Origin of the sequence: Hymenobacter aranciens (genome assembly GCF_030580865.1) — a bacterium.
Taxonomy (GTDB): domain Bacteria; phylum Bacteroidota; class Bacteroidia; order Cytophagales; family Hymenobacteraceae; genus Hymenobacter; species Hymenobacter aranciens.
On sequence record NZ_JAUQSY010000005.1, the window covers coordinates 395,197 to 415,152 of the forward strand.

At 57.6% G+C, this 19,956-nt stretch carries 19 protein-coding genes and 1 pseudogene; 13 read left to right on the forward strand and 7 right to left on the reverse strand.

Translation table 11 applies throughout. The annotated features are described in order from the left end of the window. Position 1: 1 nt before the first annotated feature. The 3 genes from Q5H93_RS09680 to mazG all read right to left on the reverse strand — a co-directional run bounded on the left by Q5H93_RS09680 (position 2) and on the right by mazG (position 2,721). Positions 2-646, reverse strand: a complete 645-nt coding sequence (locus Q5H93_RS09680; RefSeq protein WP_305006314.1) for an ExbD/TolR family protein — start codon at positions 644-646, stop codon at positions 2-4. Positions 647-726: 80 nt separating this feature from the next. Next, on the reverse strand, positions 727-1,581 hold the full coding sequence (locus Q5H93_RS09685) for a MotA/TolQ/ExbB proton channel family protein (protein WP_369811006.1): 855 nt from the start codon (positions 1,579-1,581) through the stop codon (positions 727-729). 279 nt (positions 1,582-1,860) lie between these two features. Continuing rightward, positions 1,861-2,721 (reverse strand): nucleoside triphosphate pyrophosphohydrolase, encoded by an 861-nt coding sequence (gene mazG / locus Q5H93_RS09690; protein WP_305006316.1) that lies wholly within the window; start codon positions 2,719-2,721, stop codon positions 1,861-1,863. A 147-nt stretch (positions 2,722-2,868) separates the two neighbouring features. Between mazG and glmM the strand changes: the two genes are divergently transcribed. Both glmM and Q5H93_RS09700 read left to right on the forward strand, forming a co-directional pair. Beyond that, entirely contained in the window at positions 2,869-4,266 is a 1,398-nt protein-coding gene (gene glmM / locus Q5H93_RS09695) for a phosphoglucosamine mutase (RefSeq protein ID WP_305006317.1), read from the forward strand. Between the two features lie 156 nt (positions 4,267-4,422). Next, on the forward strand, positions 4,423-5,592 hold the full coding sequence (locus Q5H93_RS09700; RefSeq protein ID WP_305006318.1) for a cysteine desulfurase family protein: 1,170 nt from the start codon (positions 4,423-4,425) through the stop codon (positions 5,590-5,592). Between the two features lie 26 nt (positions 5,593-5,618). Here Q5H93_RS09700 and Q5H93_RS09705 read toward each other — a convergent pair whose 3' ends face one another. Genes Q5H93_RS09705 through Q5H93_RS09715 form a run of 3 tightly spaced genes read right to left on the reverse strand, consistent with a single transcriptional unit; the run spans position 5,619 to position 8,729 of the window. Beyond that, entirely contained in the window at positions 5,619-6,806 is a 1,188-nt protein-coding gene (locus tag Q5H93_RS09705; protein WP_305006319.1) for a hypothetical protein, read from the reverse strand. Next, entirely contained in the window at positions 6,796-7,785 is a 990-nt protein-coding gene (locus Q5H93_RS09710) for a DUF2157 domain-containing protein (RefSeq protein ID WP_305006320.1), read from the reverse strand. Before Q5H93_RS09710 ends, Q5H93_RS09705 begins: the two co-directional genes overlap by 11 nt. A 14-nt stretch (positions 7,786-7,799) precedes the next feature. Beyond that, complete coding sequence (locus Q5H93_RS09715) at positions 7,800-8,729, reverse strand: DUF389 domain-containing protein (protein WP_305006321.1); 930 nt, start codon at positions 8,727-8,729, stop codon at positions 7,800-7,802. 179 nt (positions 8,730-8,908) lie between these two features. Between Q5H93_RS09715 and Q5H93_RS09720 the strand changes: the two genes are divergently transcribed. Together Q5H93_RS09720 and Q5H93_RS09725 are read left to right on the forward strand one after the other, a co-directional pair. After that, a complete protein-coding gene (locus tag Q5H93_RS09720) occupies positions 8,909-9,571 on the forward strand; it encodes a hypothetical protein (protein WP_305006322.1) in 663 nt (220 codons plus the stop codon). Positions 9,572-9,577: 6 nt separating this feature from the next. Then, positions 9,578-10,021, forward strand: coding sequence for a PRC-barrel domain-containing protein (locus Q5H93_RS09725; RefSeq protein ID WP_305006323.1), 444 nt, complete (start codon positions 9,578-9,580; stop codon positions 10,019-10,021). A 36-nt stretch (positions 10,022-10,057) separates the two neighbouring features. On the opposite strand, the gene hemH is transcribed toward Q5H93_RS09725, so the two are convergent. Beyond that, positions 10,058-11,095: a ferrochelatase gene (gene hemH, locus Q5H93_RS09730; RefSeq protein WP_305006324.1), complete on the reverse strand. Its 1,038-nt coding sequence runs from the start codon at positions 11,093-11,095 to the stop codon at positions 10,058-10,060. 155 nt (positions 11,096-11,250) lie between these two features. On the opposite strand from hemH, the gene era reads away from it, so the two are divergent. From era to Q5H93_RS09775, 9 genes and pseudogenes are all read left to right on the forward strand, one after another. Then, positions 11,251-12,147 (forward strand): GTPase Era, encoded by an 897-nt coding sequence (era, locus tag Q5H93_RS09735; protein WP_305006325.1) that lies wholly within the window; start codon positions 11,251-11,253, stop codon positions 12,145-12,147. A 190-nt stretch (positions 12,148-12,337) separates the two neighbouring features. Then, complete coding sequence (gene der, locus Q5H93_RS09740; protein ID WP_305006326.1) at positions 12,338-13,663, forward strand: ribosome biogenesis GTPase Der; 1,326 nt, start codon at positions 12,338-12,340, stop codon at positions 13,661-13,663. A 129-nt stretch (positions 13,664-13,792) separates the two neighbouring features. After that, complete coding sequence (locus Q5H93_RS09745) at positions 13,793-14,029, forward strand: hypothetical protein (protein ID WP_305006327.1); 237 nt, start codon at positions 13,793-13,795, stop codon at positions 14,027-14,029. A gap of 236 nt (positions 14,030-14,265) precedes the next feature. After that, positions 14,266-14,988 carry a LytR/AlgR family response regulator transcription factor gene (locus tag Q5H93_RS09750; protein WP_305006328.1) on the forward strand — a complete coding sequence of 241 codons (723 nt, stop codon included), beginning with the start codon at positions 14,266-14,268 and terminating at the stop codon, positions 14,986-14,988. A 177-nt stretch (positions 14,989-15,165) separates the two neighbouring features. Further along, complete coding sequence (locus Q5H93_RS09755; RefSeq protein WP_305006329.1) at positions 15,166-15,975, forward strand: LytR/AlgR family response regulator transcription factor; 810 nt, start codon at positions 15,166-15,168, stop codon at positions 15,973-15,975. Between the two features lie 174 nt (positions 15,976-16,149). Beyond that, the gene (locus Q5H93_RS09760) at positions 16,150-16,896 is read left to right on the forward strand and encodes a LytTR family DNA-binding domain-containing protein (RefSeq protein WP_305006330.1); all 747 of its coding nucleotides are present in this window, start codon (positions 16,150-16,152) and stop codon (positions 16,894-16,896) included. 731 nt (positions 16,897-17,627) lie between these two features. After that, entirely contained in the window at positions 17,628-18,185 is a 558-nt protein-coding gene (locus Q5H93_RS09765; protein ID WP_305006331.1) for a T9SS type A sorting domain-containing protein, read from the forward strand. A gap of 180 nt (positions 18,186-18,365) precedes the next feature. After that, the gene (locus Q5H93_RS09770; protein WP_305006332.1) at positions 18,366-18,695 is read left to right on the forward strand and encodes a hypothetical protein; all 330 of its coding nucleotides are present in this window, start codon (positions 18,366-18,368) and stop codon (positions 18,693-18,695) included. A 211-nt stretch (positions 18,696-18,906) separates the two neighbouring features. Continuing rightward, positions 18,907-19,956 (forward strand): annotated as a pseudogene (locus Q5H93_RS09775) (IPT/TIG domain-containing protein); the annotation flags it as partial.

The following is a 19,956-nucleotide window of genomic DNA, read 5'->3' on the forward strand; positions in this document are numbered from 1 at the left end:
ATTAGTTTTTCTCGCTGCCTACCCCAGTGTTGATTTCGAGGTCGGTGATGAGGTTGAAACGGTTGATGTCGCGTTCCTGCAGAATCTTGATAACTTTCTGCACGGTTGGTACGTCGGCCCCAGCATCGCCTTTAATAGCGATGTATGTCGGCTTCTGGAACTGCGTAGCGTTGGCCTTGCGGGCCTCAATCACAAAGTCAATCAGCTGGTTGTTGAGCGAGTCGTAAGGCACTCCAGTGAGCAGCTTTTTAATCTCAGGTGATTTGCGAGCCTCTGGGTCTAGGTTGAGGTAAGACCCCAACTTGTCGATAGGCAAGCCAAACTGCGGCAGCAGTGAAAACTGCTTAATCTGCGCTGGCGTGAACGACAGACCGCGCTTCGCAGCTACGGCCTGCAGGGCTGCGGCTTTGATGGGAGCCTTATCGTAGCCCCAGAATACGCGCTTGTCCTTGTCAATCGTCAGGGTCATGATGTCGCTTTCGGGCAGCACCAGGTCGGAGGTTGAAGAAGGCGTATCCACCACCACGGCTTCGTCGGGACGAAACTGGGTGGTGAGCATGAAAAAGGTTACTAGCAGAAAGGCCAGGTCCACCATCGGGGTCATGTCCAGCGATGGCGAGGTGCGGTGCGGTTTTACTTTAGGCATCTCTGAGGATAAATTAAAGTGGACAGGAAAGCGGTTGCGACGCGTCTAACGCCGCAACCCGCATTTTCGTGCCTCCGCAATTAGGCCTGGTTCGACGTGTTGCCGTGTTGGGCGGCAAACGTCTGGATGATGCTGAAGCCAGCTTCGTCGATGCTGTAGGTCAGCTCGTCAATTTTGCTGGTGAAGAAGTTGTAAGCGACGATAGCCAGGGCCGACGTACCGATACCGAGGGCGGTATTGATAAGTGCTTCCGAGATACCCGTTGCCAGGGCAGTTGCGTCGGGGTTACCAGCTTGAGCCAGAGCCGAGAAGGCCTTAATCATGCCGAATACCGTGCCGAGCAGACCTACCAGCGTGGCTACCGAAGCCAGCGTGGAGATGATAACGAGGTTTTTCTCCAGCATCGGCAGCTCCAGGGCGGTGCTTTCTTCGATTTCTTTCTGGATAGCCAGTACTTTCTGGTCGGTGGCCATCACGCTATCGCGGCCCATTTCGTTGTATTTCAGCAGGCCGGCTTTCACCACGTTGGCTACCGAGCCTTTCTGCTGGTCGCAGGCGGCAATGGCACCAGCAATGTCGCGGCTGTTGAGCTTCTGGCGCACGGTACGCACGAAGCTTTCGATGCCTTTCGAGCCCTTGGCTTTGCTGATGGTGAGGGCGCGCTCAATCGAGAACACCAGCACGCAGATAAGCATAGTCATCAGAATCGGCACGATAACACCGCCTTTGTAAACTATACCGAGGTAATCACCCGGCTTGGGGTTGTTTTCCGGATTGTTGCCCAGGAAGTGGTCAGGAGCACCAAGTACGAACTTGTAGATAATGATACTAACTACGAAGGCGATAATGATGGCCAGGACGGAGAACAGCGAAGCCCCACCGCTGCTGGCAGCGTCGGCTTTAGGAGCGGCAGGCCGAGGAGCGCTCGAGTTCATGGCATTTTTTTGTTCCATTGTATCCGGAGAGGTTTGGGGGTGTTTGTGAGAATTTGATGAATTGAGTAGGTAAAGAAAAACAAAAAAGTTGGTGATAAGGCCAAAGCTCAGCTACTCAACTGGGCCAGGCTAGCCACCGGAAAGGTGAAAATTGTACTAGAACAAGAACCGTCTACGGTGCAATGGTCTTAGCCGGGCAAACCTAACCAAAAACCAGCGCCCAAGCAAACACAAACGTTTTCAACATCGACAACGGGCGGTGAAGTGACGGCCAAAACGCTAGTTTTCGCGATTAAGTTGGCGGGCTTGCTGCTTGGCCTGCTCCCAGTACACGTCCATCTGGGCCAGGGAGAGGTCGGCGAGGCGGTGACCGTCGGCGGCCGAGGCGGTTTCGAGGTAGTTAAACCGATTGATAAACTTGCGGTTGGTGCGTTCCAGCGCTTCTTCGGGATTGATGCCCGCGAAACGTGCAAAATTGACGAGCGAAAACAGTAAATCGCCGAACTCGGCAGCGGCCCGCTCGGCGCGGGCCGGGTCGGGTGTTGTGTTTGTGTTAAGCTCGCCCCCGCCGTATTCGGTTCCAAACTCGGCAAGTTCTTCCTGCACTTTTTCCCACACCTGCACGGCCTCTTCCCAATCGAAGCCTGCGCCGCGGGCTTTTTCTTGGATGCGCATGGCCTTTACCAGCGCGGGCAGGGAGGTGGGCACGCCGCTGAGCACGCCCTTGTTGCCTTTTTCTTTCAGCTTGAGTTGTTCCCAGTTGCGTTTTACGGTTTCCTCGTCGTCGGCCTGCACGTCGCCGTAGATGTGCGGATGGCGGGCAATGAGCTTCTCACACTGGGCATTGAGCACGTCAGCAATGTCGAAAGCGCCTTTTTCGGCGGCGATGCGGGCGTAAAACACGAGGTGCAGCATCACGTCGCCGAGTTCCTTTTTGAGCTCGGGCAGGTCGTCGCGCAGGATGGCGTCGCTGATTTCGTAGGTTTCCTCGATGGTGAGGTGGCGCAGACTTTGCAGGGTTTGCTTTTTGTCCCAGGGACACTCCCGGCGCAGGCGGTCGAGCACGTCGAGCAGGCGGCCAAAGGCCTCAAGCTGTGCGGGCCGACGGGTGGGGTCAGGCGAAAAAGAAGCGGCTTCCATTGCGGTAAAGATAAGGCGACGAAATTCGGAGGGCTCTTCTGAACTATCTGAAGGTGCTGGGAAGATGATGCCAACGCGGGCCAAAATGCCCAACGGCTATTGCCAACGGGCAAGTGCGTATTTTTGCACGTTCAAAATTGCAGTTAAGTGACCCTCATCAAATCTATTTCCGGCATCCGGGGCACCATCGGGGGCCCTGCCGGCCAAGGGCTGACGCCCATCGACGTTGTTAAATACGCGGCTGCTTACGGCACCTGGGTAAGCACCCAGCAAACAGACAGCAAGCTGATTGTGATTGGGCGCGACGCCCGACTGTCGGGCGACATGGTGAGCCGCCTCGTGGCCGCCACGCTGCAAGGCCTGGGCCTCGATGTGGTAGACCTCGGCCTCTCGACCACCCCCACCGTAGAAATGGCCGTGCCCGCCAAAAAAGCGGCTGGCGGCATTATTCTCACGGCCTCGCACAACCCCAAGCAGTGGAATGCGCTGAAGCTGTTGAACGCACACGGTGAGTTTATCTCCGAAGCCGACGGGCAGCAGGTGCTGGCGTTGGCAGAGAACGAAGGCTTTGATTTTGCGCCGGTAACGAAGCTGGGAAGCTACACTGTCGACTCAAAATTCCTGAAAAAGCACATTAAGGCTATTCTGGCGCTGCCGCTGGTAGATGTGGAAGCCATTCGGGCCCGCAATTTCCGCGTAGTGGTGGATGCCGTGAATTCCTCGGGCGGCTTTGCCGTGCCCGAATTGCTGGAGGCGCTGGGCGTGACGACCATCGAAAAGCTGCACTGCGAGCCGACTGGTGACTTCGCCCACAACCCCGAGCCGCTGCCCGAGCACCTGCGCGACATTGCCAAGGTGCTGGAAAAGGGCGGCTTCGACCTCGGTATCGTGGTGGACCCCGACGTGGACCGCCTGGCGCTGGTGAACGAAGATGGTACGATGTTCGGGGAAGAATACACGCTGGTGGCCGTGGCCGATTACGTGCTGAATGCCAACGGCGGCGGCAATACGGTGAGCAACCTCAGCAGCACCCGCGCCCTGCGCGACGTGACCGAGAAAGCCGGTGGCTCCTACGCCGCCGCCGCCGTGGGCGAGGTGAACGTGGTGACTAAAATGAAGGCCACCAACGCCGTCATTGGCGGCGAGGGCAACGGCGGTATCATTTACCCCGAACTGCACTATGGGCGCGATGCCCTGGTGGGCATCGCCTTGTTCCTGACGCACCTGGCCAAAGCCGGGCTGACCATGAGCCGCCTGCGGGCTTCGTACCCGAGCTACTTTATCTCGAAAAATAAAATCGAGCTGACGCCCGAAATCGATACTGATAAAGTGTTGGTGGAGATGGAAAAGCGCTACGCCAAGCAGCAGGTGAATACTATTGATGGGGTGAAAATTGACTTTGAGCGCGAGTGGGTGCACCTGCGCAAATCGAACACGGAGCCCATCATCCGCATTTATGCCGAGTCGGACTCGAACTCGACGGCCGATTATCTGGCCCAGAAAATTATTGCTGATATCAAGGAAATTATCGCTGTGAAGGCCTAAGCTGCCCGAAACAGCGCCCTGCATGTAATCAAATGACTTTCTCCAACGAGGAAGTCATTTGGGTATGTAGGCAAAGCTGTTCCTCCCGCGAGGAAATGGTTTGCCCACGTCGTCCCTTCTGTTGCTTCTCCATCCCGCCCGTTTTCCATTTTCGCTATGGCTCTTGCTGGTACCGCCGCCCGCCCCTACGTTTATTTCGATAACGCCGCTACCACGCCGCTCGACCCGGAAGTGTTGGAGGCTATGCTGCCGTTTCTGACGCAGCATTTTGGCAACCCCAGCAGCGTGCACGGCCCGGGCCGGCAGGTGCGCTCGGCCATCGAGAATGCGCGGAAAATGGTAGCACATTTGCTGAACGCGGCGCCGGCCGAGATTTTCTTCACCAGCGGTGGTACCGAGGGCGACAACTACGCCGCCTTCGGCAGCATCCGGACGCTGGGGCTGAAGCACGCCATCACCTCGCCACTGGAGCACCACGCGGTGCTACACCCGTTGCAGGCGCTGGAAAAATCGGGCAACATCAAGCTGAGCTACCTGCGGCACGATGCCAAAGGCCGCTTCGATTTGGCGCACTTGGAGGAGCTACTGGCCACGCACCCGCGCACTTTTGTGAGCCTGATGCACGCCAACAATGAGATTGGCAACCTGAATGATATTGCCGCCATCGGCGACATCTGCGCCCGGCACGACGCCATTTTCCATACCGATACGGTGCAGACGATGGGCCACTACCGCCACGACGTGCAGGCGCTGAAAAACCAGTTTCTGGTGGGCTCGGCGCATAAGTTTCACGGGCCGAAGGGCGTGGGATTTATTTACTGTAGAAGCGGCCTGCAGGTAAGTCCGCTCATTCACGGTGGGTCGCAGGAGCGCAACGTGCGCTCGGGCACCGAGAATGTGTACGGCATTGTGGGCCTGGCCAAGGCGCTGGAAATTGCGTACCGCGACATGGCTGAGCATCAGCGCTACATTCAGGGCCTGAAGGACCGGTTCATCCACAAGCTTACGGCCGAGATTGACGACGTGCAGTTTAACGGCTGCTCGGCCCAGGCCGACGCCAGCCTCTACACGGTGCTGAGCGTGTGCCTGCCGCCCTCGCCCATTAATGAGATGCTGCTGTTTAACCTTGATATCAGCAAAGTAGCCGCTTCGGGCGGCTCGGCTTGCACGAGCGGGGCGCAGGCCGGCTCGCACGTGCTGGAAGCGCTGGGTGGCGACACGGAGCGGGCCACAGTGCGCTTCTCTATGAGCAAGATGAACACCGAGGACGAGGTAGATTACGCGGTGGCGCAACTTGCGAAACTATACAAGCCGGTAACGGCATAGCGCGAACTACAAAGGCCGCGCTACATTCAGAACTGCCCATTGGCACCGCCGCCGCCCGAGGAGCCGCCGCCAAACTCGAAGCCCGGCGCCTGGTGCTCGGGCGCATGGGCCGTTTGGGCCACAATCAGCGATTCGAGGTTGAAATGCGGCTCGTCATCTTCGGCCACGGCGGTGAGGCCGTGCCGGGGCGTGCGCAGGTGGTGCAGGGCCCAGGCGGCGAGGCCAATCAGGAAAACACCGGCGATGACGGCGGCTATTTCGGGTGGCAGCAGGCTGCGGTAGAAGCGGTATGTGTAGATGGAAAAGCACACCACCGCCAGCCCCACGAGCAGCATCATGCGGTTGGCCTGGCGCAGGCCGAAGTAGATGTACGCCAGCGGCACGGCTACCGTAAAGAGGTAGAAAACCGGCGCAAACGGAATCTGCGTCGAGACGGGCAGATTGAGCAACGCGGCATTGCCTTCGCGCACGATGAGGTAGTTGCCGCCGAGGTAAAAGGTTAACAGAGCCAATAGTTTAATGACGTTCAGCACGCGCTCGTAGTAGAAAAAGTCGTCGCGCAGCCGGGCTTTATCCTGCAGAATATAGGCCGCACCCGAGGCCAGCATGACGCCGAACGGCAGTAACAGACGGCCCGGCGGCAGGTACAGCAGTAGATTAACTGCCAGGGCCAGATAAGCGAAGTAGGCGCAGGCCGCTACCAGCCGGTCGGCATAACGCAGAGTGGCGGCGGCCAGCACCACCAGAATCACGAGCAGCAACAACGTACCGCCAAAGGTTTGTCCGAAGAATAAATCCTCAGGCTGCCTGCGGTAGTCGCTTTCGAAATACAGGTAGAGGATGAGGCCGATAACGGCCAGCAACGCCGTGTAGAGCGCCGCATTGTCGAGGCCGGAATGATAGTGCCGGGAATTTTTGATAGCCAGCTCCAGCACTACCAGCGCCCCGATGGCATACACTACAGCCACTGCGGCGGGGCTATCGAAATCAGTTATCATCGCCACCGTACCCGACACAGCCATGGCCCCGATGCAGGTGAAAATGAACAGCCCGATGCGCAGAAAAATATTCGGGCGGTAGTAATCGACGGGATGGGCGGCATCGATAGTGGTGCGCTGGGCGGGCGTAATGAGCTCCTGCTTGAGCCAGCGGGCGGCGGCGGCGCGCACGGCATCGTGCCGGGCCCAGGCGGTGGGGTAGGCTTTAATCGGCATGGATGCGCAGGATTTTCCTGATGTTGACGAACAGCAGCACCGCACCGATGGCCGAGAGCGGGAAATAGAACATTATCAGGAACTCCCAGGCACCGGAATTATCCGCAACAAGCTGGATGAGTAAGTAGGTCAGCACGATGTAGCTGTAGATGACGCCCAGCAGCAGAAACAGATACGACTGTGTGCGCCGGGCGTACCAAAACAGAAAGCCGCTCAGGATGAAAATCAGTGGCACCATCAGCCCCGAAGGCAGATGTGCGGCGTTATCGCCAAACAAAATGGCCGTGGCCGCTAATAAGGCCACATTGCTACCCAGCGAAAGGTAAGTGAAGGCGAAGTGCCGCTTCAGGTTGAGATATTCGGAGAGCAGGCCAGCGGCCATCAGCACCACGCCCAGACCGAGGGCGGCTTCGCCCAGGCCGTAGCGCAGAAAGCTCTCGTCGCCGAAGGCGGAGAGCGGGGCCACGTTTACGCCCACCCAGGTGCCCAGCGCGGTGAGGCCCATCGAGAGCACGCCGCGATGGTCGAAGAGGTACGCCAGCCAGAGGAAGAGCGCAGCGGGCAGCATCGTAACCAGCCCGTAGCGGTCGCCAAAAATATTGTATTGGTACTGTAAATAGCCTTCCAGCACCAGAAAGGTAAGACAGCCCAGCAGCAGCGCGTAGTCGGGCAGGAGGCTGGCCTTTGGCGCTTCGCCCCAAGTGAAGGGCTGCCGGTGCCGCGCCGCGTACCAGAAGCAAGCGGCCACGACCAGCGCGATAAAGCCCACCACCACACCGTGGCCGATGTGGTCGATGTTCTGGTACACCAGCACGCCCAGGCCGCCTGCCAGCAGCGTGATGCCTAAGTACAGCAGCGCCCGCAACTCGTAGTGAATGGAAAACGGCCGGTTCTGCTCAAACCCGGCAATAGCTTGTGCTTGAGCGGGTGGAAGCAGGGTCCGCGCCTCCAGGTCGGCGAGAATACGTTGATGGGACATGGACTAATTGAGCTTTACTTGATAGGCTTGCGACGGTGGAGAAACGCCTGTTTCAGCCCGAAAACCAGTAGCCCGGCCAGCATCACGAAACCGGCATCGGCCAGCACGCGCTCCAACCCCGCCCAGGCCAGCGTACTGCGCCCGGCCGCCAGCCCGCCGCCGATGAGGGCAGCGGCCGACATCAGAGACAAAGCAATAAGTGGCCCGGCAATGACGCTACGCCGGTACGCCGCCAGAATCAGGATGCCGGATACGGCGCCCGCTCCGGCTACGCCCAAATCCTTCAGCCCCGGAAAGCGCAGGCTGGCCACGGCCGGGTTAGTCACGAACTCAACTACTGTGGTGGCCTCGGTGGCCAGCAGGCCGTGCATGGTCAGGAAGGCAGCCAGTACGAATACGGCGTAGCCCACTAGTGTGGCAACCAAGCCTTTGGCTGCTAGCTCCCAATGGCGTAGCACCAGCCCCAGCGGAATTTTGGCCAGCGGCTCGAAGCCCGGCGCGATAATGCTCGACGAGATGAAGGCAATGGCCTGCGGCACCGGGTCCGACACCAGTCCGATGGCCGCCATGAGGCCACCCAGCGCCATCAGCAGCACAAAATTGGGCGTGATGCGGGCCTGGTAGTAGAGCCCGGCAATCATTTCTTCCCAGATGGCTTCGTCGCGGTCCTTGAGTACCCGCTCGCGCTGGGCGGGGGCAATCATGCTGGCCGTTTCGGCGGTAGCGATGGTGAATTGGTTTTCGTCGGGCACGGCGGCGCGCACCAGACGCAGCACCTCATCGGCGCCGCGGTTGAGCACTTGCAGGGTGAGCAGGTCGCCGACGGGCTTGCGCGAACCGTCTTTCTGTACGCTAAGGCCCACCACGTCGGGCAGCTGTTCGAGCTGCTGGCACAGTGGCTCGGTGGCTGTTGAGGGGATGGTAAGCGTGAAAGTGCGGTGCATAAGTCGAAAAACAGGGAGCAGAATTGACGAGCTATACGCGAAAGTGCCGACGTAATACTGAGCCGTCCGCTTGATTTATGGCTGGAACGCCATTTTTTTGATGCTGCCACGCCGAACATTTCCGTCGATGTACCTACTTTTCGGCTTGCTTCGTAAGGCGAAACAAAATCCCCGTTCTCATGGCCGACATCAATATTCAACGCAAAAAAAAAGCCCCTAGCCCGTGGTGGCTGGTGCTGCTGGCCGCCTTTGCCGTAGCCGTCGGTGCTTATTTATTTATCCGCCCCAACCCCGTGGACGACCCCGCGCTGGCGCCCCTGCCTTCCGTTCCGGCCGACTCCATCGCCCCCGGCAGCCCCGCCGACCAGGCCCGCGCCACGCCCCCGCCCGCCGACGGTGCCCCCAGCGTAGCCGAGCCGGAAGCCGAAGCTGCCATGACGCCCGCCACCCCTGATGCCCTGGCCGACCAGGCTGCCAGCAACGCCGCTGCCCCCGACTACGCCCACCGCAGCCTCCAAATGCTGGCCACTACCCTCATCAACCTGGTCGACCGCGCCGACCTGCGCACGCCCGCCGTGCTGGAGCAGCGCGACAACCTCACCAGCGCTACCAGCCGCCTCAGCGAGCCCAATGCACCCCTCCGCGCCGGGTTCGTAGCTACTGCCAGCCTCATGCGGGCCATTCAGCAAAAGGCTTATCCCGAGCTGGAAGGTACTGCCAACGACCTCGTGCAGCAAGCCAACCAGCTGTCCGGCCGCAACACCACAGCCGTTGAGCAGCAGCAAAACCAGCAATTTCTGACCACGGCTGCTAAGGTCGTGCGCGCATTCAGCCAACCGTGAACTACCATGGAAACTTCCATCCTGCGCCGCCTACGCGACCTAACCGATTTTGAAGTAGCCGACGACAACCCCGACGTGCGCGGCTGGACCGTGCGCGGCGCCGACGGCAAAGCCTTGGGCACTGTGTACGAGCTTATCGTAGACTCGCACGCCCTGAAAGTGCGCTACCTCGATGTGGAACTGGATGCAGGCTTCAATGTCAACGAGCATGAGCGCCACATCCTGCTGCCCATTGGCGTGGCCGCCCTTGATGTAGAAGGAGATAATGTATTCGTAACTGCCCTCAATTCGGAGTCAATTCTGCACTACCCGCCCTACGTGGAGTTGCAAATCACCCGCGACTACGAAGAAGCCATGCTCCGGGCGCTGGGCCAGGCTCCGGCGAACGAAGGCGGTTTTTATGAGCGGGACACCTACGATGCCGGGGCGTTCTACAGCGGACGCCAATGACCTGTTATACTGAATGTAGTGAAGTATGACAGCCGGTTAGTTCTTTCGAATCATCTCCACCACTGCCTCCACCCATTCCGGCTCCGAGTTCAGCGATGGCACTAGCTGCCAGTGCGCCCCACCCGCCTGCTCAAACATCTCCTTGAATTCCATACCCACTTCCACGGTCGTTTCCAGGCAGTCGGCCACGAAAGCGGGGCTGAACGCCAGCACGTTCTTATAGCCTTTGGCCGGAAATTCCTTTAGCGCCTCGTCCGCGTAGGGCTGTAGCCAAGGGTCGCGCAGGCGGCTCTGCAAGCGGCTCTGGAAAGCCACGGTGTATTGGTCGGCATTCAAGCCCAGCTCTTTTGCCAGGAGGCGTGAGGTTTCGAAGCACTGCGCCCGGTAGCAGTAGCGGTTGTTCTTGTTGTAGCTGTTGCAGCAGCTGCCCAGCTTGCAGTAGCCTTTCTGACTGCCTTTCAGCACGTGCCGCTCCGGAATACCGTGGTAGCTGAACAGCACGTGGTCGTACTTATGCCTGGCCAGCTCGGCCTTGCCCCGCGCCGCGAAGGCGCCGATAAAGCCCGCGTCATCGGTAAAGGTGCTGATGAAGCTGATGCTCGGCACTATCCACCACGTCTTCACAATATCCATCACCTTCTCCTGCACCGAGCCGGTGCTGGCCGCCGCATACTGCGGAAACAGCGGCAGCACGATAATACGGTCTACGGCCGCGTCGCGCAACTCGTTCAGGGCCTTTTCGATGCTGGGGTTCTGGTAGCGCATCCCGAAGGCTACCACGTACTCCGTCCCCAGCTTTTCCTGGACCTGCTTCTGCAAATCGAGCCCGTGGTAGAGCAGGGGCGAGCCGCGCTCGGCATCCCACAGCAGCTGGTAGATTTTGGCCGATTTCGGGGCCCGCAGCGGCACCACGATGCCCTGAAACAGCGGGTAGCGCACGGCGGCCGGCATGTCAATCACGCGGCCGTCGGTCAGAAATTCGTTGAGGTAGCGGCGCACGTCACTGGTTTGGGGCGAGTCGGGCGTGCCGAGATTAACTAGCAGGACGCCGATGCGGCGGGTGGGGGAGGGCATAGGAACACAAAGGTTATAGCTCGCGCCCCCGAACGGCCAATCGGCGTGGGAATGCGAGCTACAAAGGTCGGGCTACTACGCCTGTTTCGCACTATCATAGGATGCCGACTTAGAAAGCCGTACCTTTGCGGCCCTCAAAATCAAGTCTATCCCCCGTGAATCCCGAAATTAAGCCTCACCGCGCTGGCTTCGTCAGCATCATCGGCAAGCCCAACGTGGGCAAATCGACGCTGATGAACGCGCTGGTGGGCGAGCGGCTCAGCATCGTCACAAGCAAGGCCCAGACCACGCGCCACCGCATTCTGGGTATCCTCAACGGCGATGATTTTCAGCTTATTTACTCCGATACGCCCGGCATTATTCAGCCCAAGTACGAGCTACACAACGCCATGATGTCGTTTGTGTACAGCTCGCTGGAAGATGCCGACGTGGTACTGTTCGTGACCGACATCTACGAAAAGCACGACGAAGAGCCCGTAGTGGAGCGCCTGCGCAAAATGGTGGACACGCCCATCATCCTGCTGGTCAACAAAATCGACCAGGCCGAGCAAGCCGATGTGGAAGCCAAGCTGGCCTACTGGAAAGAGCAGCTGCCCAACGCTACCGAGGTGCTGCCCATCTCGGCCCTCAATGCCTTTGGCACCGAGCACGTGCTGCAGCTGGTGAAGGAGCGCCTGCCCGTCCACCCGCCGTACTACGCTAAAGACGAGCTGACTGACAAGCCCGAGCGATTCTTCGCCGCCGAAATGGTGCGCGAAAAAATCTTCAAGCTCTACAAAAAGGAAGTGCCCTACAGCTGCGAAGTCGCCATTGAGGAATTCAAGGAAGACGACGATATCATCCGCATTCGCGGCATTATTTACGTCGAGCGTAGCAGCCAGAAAGGCATCATTATCGGCCAGAAAGGCGAGGCTTTGAAGAAAGTAGGCACTTGGGCCCGGGAGGAAATGGAGAAGTTTTTCCTCAAAAAAGTGTTCTTGGAGCTACACGTAAAAGTGAACGAGAACTGGCGCACCGACCCAAAGGCGCTGAGCCGGTTTGGCTATCAATAAGATACGCTTGTCATGTTGAGCGCAGCGAAACATCTCATCATGTTGGCACGACGCAGTAAATCAATCGTTCTGGCGTGAAAAGATGCTTCGCTGCGCTCAGCATGACAGAATAAAATTTTCCGACCAATCTTCATTTAATCACCCCGGGCACTGCCGAAACTAGGTCGGGCCGGCGGCTGGGGTCAGCATCATGCTAAAAAACACAATTGCCATCGTGGGCCGCCCGAATGTGGGCAAGTCCACGCTATTCAACCGTTTGGTAGGCCAGCGTAAGGCCATCATGGACAACGAGAGCGGCGTGACCCGCGACCGCCACTACGGCCACGGCGAGTGGACCGGTAAGTACTTCACCGTCATCGATACCGGCGGCTACGTGCACAACTCGGACGATATTTTCGAGGGCGAAATCAACAAGCAGGTCAAGCTGGCCATCGATGAGGCCGATGTGGTGCTGTTCATGGTCGATGCCGACTCCGGCATGCACGGCCTGGACGAGGAATTTGCCAACACACTGCGCCGCTACATCGGCAAGAAGCCCATCTATCTGGTTGCCAACAAGGCCGATACCCACGCCCGCGCCCACGCCAGCGGCGAGTTCTACGCCCTGGGCCTTGGCGATGCCGAAATCTTCCCCATCAGCAGCCAGAACGGCGCCGGCACCGGCGACCTGCTCGATGCCGTGGTGGCGCACTTCGACGACCCTTGGGAGGAAGAGCCCGAGTCGGGCCTGCCTAAAATTGCCGTGGTTGGTCGCCCCAACGTGGGCAAATCCAGCCTTGTGAACCTGCTGCTGGGCGAGGAGCGCACCATCGTGACCGACATCGCCGGCACTACCCGCGACTCGATTTCGACCCGCTACACGGCTTTCGGTAACGACTTCCTGCTGGTGGATACCGCCGGCCTGCGTCGCAAAGCCAAGGTAAGCGAGGACATCGAATTCTACTCCAACATGCGCAGCCTGCGCGCCCTTGAAGAGTGCGACGTGTGCATCGTGATGCTCGATGCTACCCGCAGCATCGAAGCGCAGGATGTGAACATCATTGCGCTGGCCGACAAGAACCGCAAAGGCATCGTTATCCTGGTGAACAAGTGGGACTTGATTGAGAACAAGGAAACCAACACTGCCAAGGAATTCGAGGCGAAAATCATGGAAAAGATTGCACCTATTGCGTATCCGCCCGTGCTGTTCGTGTCGGTGCTCAACAAGCAGCGCGTGCACAAGGCCATCGAAACGGCCATCGAAGTAGTGGCCAACAAGCGCCGCAAAATCCCCACTTCGCAGCTGAACGATGTAATGTTGAAGGTAATAGAGAAGTACCCGCCGCCCATTCAAAAGGGGAAGCTAGTGCGCATCAAGTACGCCACGCAGCTACCGACGCACAACCCGGTGTTTGCCTTCTTCTGCAACCTGCCGCAGTACGTGGGAGCCAGCTACACGCGCTATCTCGAAAACCGCATGCGCGAGAACTTCGATTTCAGCGGGGTACCGATTGGGATTGTGTTCCGAAAAAAATAATTTTCAGCGGGCGGGTTACCTTTTTTCGAGATGGGCATTAACCCCCGAATTTGTCCAGCAGCCCATGGCTAGTGGGCAAAGGTTAACATCGAAAAATCCTTACAACCACACATTTCAAATCCCAACAACATGAAAAAGGTCCTGTTCCTCGCTCTGGCTGCCGCTTCGTTCTCGTTCACCGCTTGCGAAAGCAAAAAAGAAGAAGCTACCGAGCAAGCTGCTGACAACGTAGAAGCTGCTGGCGAAGCCAAAGCTGATGCTATGGAAAACCAAGCTGACGCAGTACGTGACTCGGCCGATGCTAAATCGGACGCCATGGAAGAGTCGGCCGACAAAATGGCTCCCGCTACGACCCCGGCTCAGTAATTTAGCCGAAGTCTTAGCCTTCAAAAAGGCCTCCCCACGCGGGGAGGCCTTTTTTCTTTTTACATGCTTGTCGGATGAATACGTTTATTGCCACAGCTTATTATAAGTCTTAGTTGTCTGGAGATGCTTACTAGTAAAAAAACAGAGTCATATTGGCCTGCCTTGAGACTAGCGCGATGGTGCTTTTCAACTAGGATTAAATCTGGAAAGCATGAAACGTGTACGGAATTCTACTTGTGGAGGAAAATGATTTGCAAACGGAATTATTGCAACAATGTCTGACACTGGCAGGCTTATACGTGCTAGGACCAGTAGTTACTATTGCCGAAGCAATAGAAGTGTGTACCTTCACCCCCCCAGCTCTGATTATAATGGGGGCAAAAATTCTCAGTGAGGCCATTGGGTTTTCAACCATCATTGAGTTCCTACGGTGTGTGCACAGAACACCGATTATAGTTACGTCGACGGTTGATGAGGTAGGGCTGTTGAAAAAGTTCTGGGCGATACAACCCGCTGCTTTTTTGCCAAAGCCCTATAATATAGGTGTATTGCTGCAAATTGTTAAGCAGTCTTTCCCAAAACCTGCCCTCGACGAAAAGCTGTATTCGGGAAGTGCTGGTCCCGAGCAGGAGAACTCAGAGATATATGTGCGGGATAAGCACTTATTGATAAGAGTGCCATTCGAAGGTATTTTATGTGTGGAGGCTGCACAGAAATATTGTTTGCTGCGGTTGACGAATGGAAAGAAGTATTCTGTTCATATACCACTTGCGCGGTTGCTGAACCGGCTAAAACCAGCCGGATTTGTCCGGGTCCATCGTTCCTGGCTGGTACGGCTGCGCAGTATTGAGTACCTGGACTTGTCGGCCGGGGTTATCCATCTTTCGGATGCTTTAGAAGTTCCGCTGGGGCGTTTTTACCGCGACGACGTAATTGAGCGCTTGAATTTGCTCGATTAACGGGATTATTTACGGGTATACCCTGCCTGCCAGATTTGCTGTTCGAGCCATTCAGAGTGTCGTTCGTGCCATGGGGGTTGCCGTTTGAGTAAACAAGTGAGCGTTGCATGAGGGGAACATGGACCTTTGTAATTGTCTGAAGCAGGCAGTTGCAATAAGCCACGAGATACACCCCCTATGGAGAACACTCCTTATTTGCTCAAAGAAGCTGCTGGTGCAAAAGCTTCATCTGTTGCTAAGCGCCTTGTTGCCTCAATTCTCATTGTAGAAGATAACAGAATGCAGGCAATAGTCCTGCAGGATTGTATAGAGTCAATGGGTTTGCGGGTAATCGGGCCGGTGGCAGCTGCAACCGAAGCGCTACAATTGTGCGAGCAGGAACTGCCTAGTCTGGCTATTCTCGATGTGAAGCTGAATGGCGAAGCCGACGGTATCACATTAGCCCGTCAAATAATGAGCTTGGGAGAAGTTCCCATCGTCTTTGTGTCGGCCACTGAAGACTTGGCTACAATGGCGCGGGGCTGGCAGCTGAAGCCCCTAGGATTCCTGCCCAAACCTTATAACCTGACCAGCCTGCGGCGGCTGGTCGAGCTAGGTGTTTATGGGCAGGTGACTACGTCGGTTCAGCACAATAGCACCGTGTCAGAGGCGGAAGCGGCGGCTCCCTGGTTGTTTGTGCGAGAGCAGAACTTACTGGTGCGGGTAGCTATCGAGGACATCATGTGCGTGGAAATAGCCCAGAAGTATTGCCTGCTCCAGCTGAAGTCCGGACACCGCCACTCGGTGCGCACCACCCTAGCCCAGTTGTTGCGTCGGCTGACGCGCGCCGGCTTTGCACAGGTGCACCGCTCGTGGCTGGTACAGTTGCGCCACATCAAGTCGGTAGACCCAACTACTGGCGTCATCCGATTGCCAGACGATGTGGAGGTGCCGCTTGGCCGTATTTACCGCGACGAACTTATTGAGCGCTTACGACTGCTCGACTGAATTTGCCGGGGGCTTGGGAGAGGGTATTTTTTGAGGAAGTTCATTTTGCCGTTCAGGTTCTTTGGATAGTCGTCTGGGTTAATCAGTCAGCAGCGTTGAACATTGTATCCGTGCTTTGTCAGACATTTGCGAGAACTGATGACCGATACTAGACCAACGGATTATTGCGGGAAAATGAATACACCACAGGCTCCATCGGAAAACGATGACTCCCAGCCATCTTTAGCGCTTATTTATGTAGAGTTGCTGGGTTTGCGAGTAGTGGGGCCAACTCTTACAGCAAGCGAGGCAATAGAGGTGTGCGCTGGTAAAGCGCCGGCCTTAGCTATTCTTGACGGCAGGCTAACTGACGAAGAAGCGGCGCCTTTACTAGAGCAGTTAGTTTGTATCAGCAAAGTGCCGGTTATTATTGATTATACCGGAGAATATTTTGCCGCGCTGGGCCGCATTTGCTCCACGGAGACATTGACCTTGTTGCCCAACCCTTATACCGCAGGCGCCCTGAGCCAGTTAATAGAGGCAAGCTTTTCCCACGCTGCTTACTTAGTAGAAGGGCCAGTGGAGTTGGGCCCGCGTCCTAAACAAGGGCTGGATGCGTCGTGCCTGTTCGTACGCGAGCAAAATCTGGTGGTGCGGATAAATATCGATGATATCGTTTGTGTCGAAAAGAAGACAAGATACTGCTTGCTACAACTGGCTACGGGCCAACATTACTCACTGCGTGTTCCGCTAACCCAACTCCGGCAACGACTGGAGCCCCTAGGCTTCGTGCAAGTTCATCGCTCGTGGCTGCTACCGTTGCATCACATTCAGATTGTGGACCTGACGGCTAATATTATTTATTTAAACGCGGGCCTCGAAATCCCATTGGGTAGAGCCTATCGTGACAGGGTAATTGAGCGACTGCAAACGCTGAATTAGGTTGGGTAGCCAGTTCGCTCCCAACAGTCAGCGGGGCTAAGGCGCCCGTCATGCTGCTAACCAGAACGTCATGTTGAGCGAAGTCGAAGTGTTTCGCGTGTGGTAGTAAATCCAATCAACAGGAATTATCTCCCCACGTGAGATGCTTCGACTTCGCTCAGCATGACGTTCTGTTTTCTTACTCCCATACGTGGGAGGCTTGGCTACGCTGACCTTTGGTTCGCTGCGCTGAGCATGATGGGCTGGTTAGCAGCATGACGGGCTTCACACTTACTGGCCGCAGGCCCTAAGCCCAGGAAGCAAGCGACATTTTTTAGGGACTTCGTTTTGCTGTTCGCGCCCATAAAACCGCCGTTCGGGGAGAAAAGTAAGCAGCACGTCCGCGTGCTGAAGAATTTTGTAGCCTAATTAAATCCCTGCCCCATTGACATTATGCCGCTGCGGCAGGGCAGGCGGAGCACTTCAAACCATAGTAGGTGGAATGAGCGCAAGCCTATTCAGATTAAAATAATACCAGCAAGAGCCGCCGGGAGATATACCTCCTCGAAGGAGCTCAAGCTGACCCGCGATACACCAATCCTTAAAGCACAATACCGATGAATTGGATAACTACAAAAAAGGCGTTTGGGATAAGCGCAATGCTATGCGCATTACTGCTGCTTTCAAACCAGGCAATGGCTCAAAGGGAGCCCCGCCCTACTGCGGCAGACACCATCTACAACCTGCCACCCGTGGGCAAACTGAACTTCGTCGCCTGGCTCTACGCTGGGGGCGGGCAGGTAGAATGGACTGCCACGCACGAAACCAGTAGTGCCACATTTGAGGTGCAGCGCAGCACCAACCGCCAGAACTGGAAAGCAATCGGCACGATGGACGCCCACCCAGGCTATCCGGACTCCTATAAGTACGTGTTCACCGACCTGAACCTTCGGCAGTATGGGGTACCAGTGCTGTACTACCGCCTGCGGCAGCTAGCCCAGGATGGCAGCTTCACGTACTCGCCCGTGCGCCCCGTTTGGCTTGATAAAGGAGTGGTGCAGCCCTCAACAGCGCTGGCCCTGCGAATCTGGCCTAATCCCGGCATGACGACCCAGCTACAGGTAGAGTCGCCGGAAAAGCGGGAAGTGTCGGTGATTGTGCAGAGCGCTGCCGGCCACCGCGTCTATCAACAGACGACAATGCCTGCCACCCCAGTGCTGCTGCCTAGTGCCAGCTGGCCCAGCGGAACCTACCTGATACGGGCCCAACAGGGCTCGAACATTGTCACTCGTACGCTAGTGCGTAACTAATAAATCCCTAAAATTATGTTGGTAAACAAAGTTTTACCCCGCCTTCTAAGGCGGGGCTGGCCACTCTTATGCCTGGTTTTTTTGCTGGGCCTGGGCCGAAATGCTCACGCGCAAGTCCGGCCCATCGAAGAGCCCCGGGCTGATACGGTCTTCACCACCCAACCAGTCGAGCTGGTGCATATGCTGGCCTGGCAATACCAGGGTGGAGGGCAGATAGAATGGTTCACGATGCGGGAGCACAACAGCGCCTTTTTTGAGTTGCAGCAAAGCTTCGACGGTCGCCGCTGGCGGGTGCTGGGTAACATGGAGGCCAATCCGGGCCACCAGGGCCAACACGGCTACGTGTACTACGAATCGAAGCTGAGCCAATACCGCGTGCCGGTGCTCTACTACCGCCTCCGGCAAGTAGCCCAGGACGGCTCCTTCACCTACTCGCCCGTGCGCACCATTCGCCTCGCCACCAACGAGGCCCTCTCCCGTGGGCCAGCTCCGGGCGGTGCCCCCCAATAATTCTACTCTACTACCTTCTGCTAGCTATGAAAACGCGGGCGCAGCCGACCGGCCGCGCCTGATACCCCATGCCGTATCCGGCCACCCGCTTGAGGGTCTGGCTTATACGGCTGTGTGGTAGCGTCATTCATTTCCAACCCATTTACCCCCCCAATCAATTACCATCAAAAAGACAAAACCAAATAATTTTTTCAATTTCCCCTTTTTCATAATGTTACAGTACTTACGCTTGACTCTGTTGAGCAGCTTGCTGGCCTGGATTGGTGGCGTTGCCTTTGCGCACGGCCCCACCCGGGTAGCACTGCCCAGCACCGCTACCCGGGTGGTTGCCCGGGTGCGCCCCTTGCGAGTCCCCGCCCACCCGCCGATGACGGCGGGCTCGGCGGGCGCTCGCATGATGTATTCGACCTCTCGCTCGGCAGTTCCGCCTAGTAGGAGCACGACTACTGCTCGCTACGGCAGCAGCCTGACGGTGGCCCGGCCCATGGCCGCGCCCACGATAACGAGCTTTTCTCCTACCAGCGCGGTAGCGGGCGCCGTAGTGACGGTGAACGGTACCAACCTGGGCAACGTAACGGCCTTCTCGATTAACGGCATCACGGTGCCCCTATCGGCCATTACGAGCAGCACGACGGCTACGGCCACTTCTTTTACGTTCGTGATGCCGGCCGGAGTGCCGGCTACGGGCACTAGTACGGTAAGCAACGTCGATGGTTCGGGTAGCCGCGTCGGTGGGTTTACGGCGCTGCTGCGCCTCGTGAGCACGAGCCCGGCGGTAGCCACGACCGTGGCGCCGGTGGCCAACTCGGCCACGACGGTGACGTTCACCGAACCGGTGACGGCAGCCTCGGCCAACACGATTAAGGTGTTCTCTTCGCAGGTGGGCGGCGTCAAAGCCGGCACCCGCACGGTGGCCGGCAGTGCCGTGAACTTTGCGAGCACGCTCAGCGGCAGCCGCAAGGATTTCATAGCCGGCGAGCCGGTGAGCGTGAGCGTACCGGCCAGTGTCGTAACTGCGGCGGGCCTCGTGCTGGCGCCGAAAGTGGTGCAGTTCAATACGGCCACCTCGGGCACGGGGCTGGGGTACTTCCTGGCGCCCTCGGGCACGGGCAGCACGCCGCAGCTGGCCCTGGGGCAGAACGCGTGGAGCGTGGCGCCGGGGGACGTGGACGGCGATGGTGATTTGGACCTGGTGACGGCCAACTACGGCGGCAACACGGTCAGCATCCGCCTCAACGACGGTTCGGGCGGCTACTCGGGC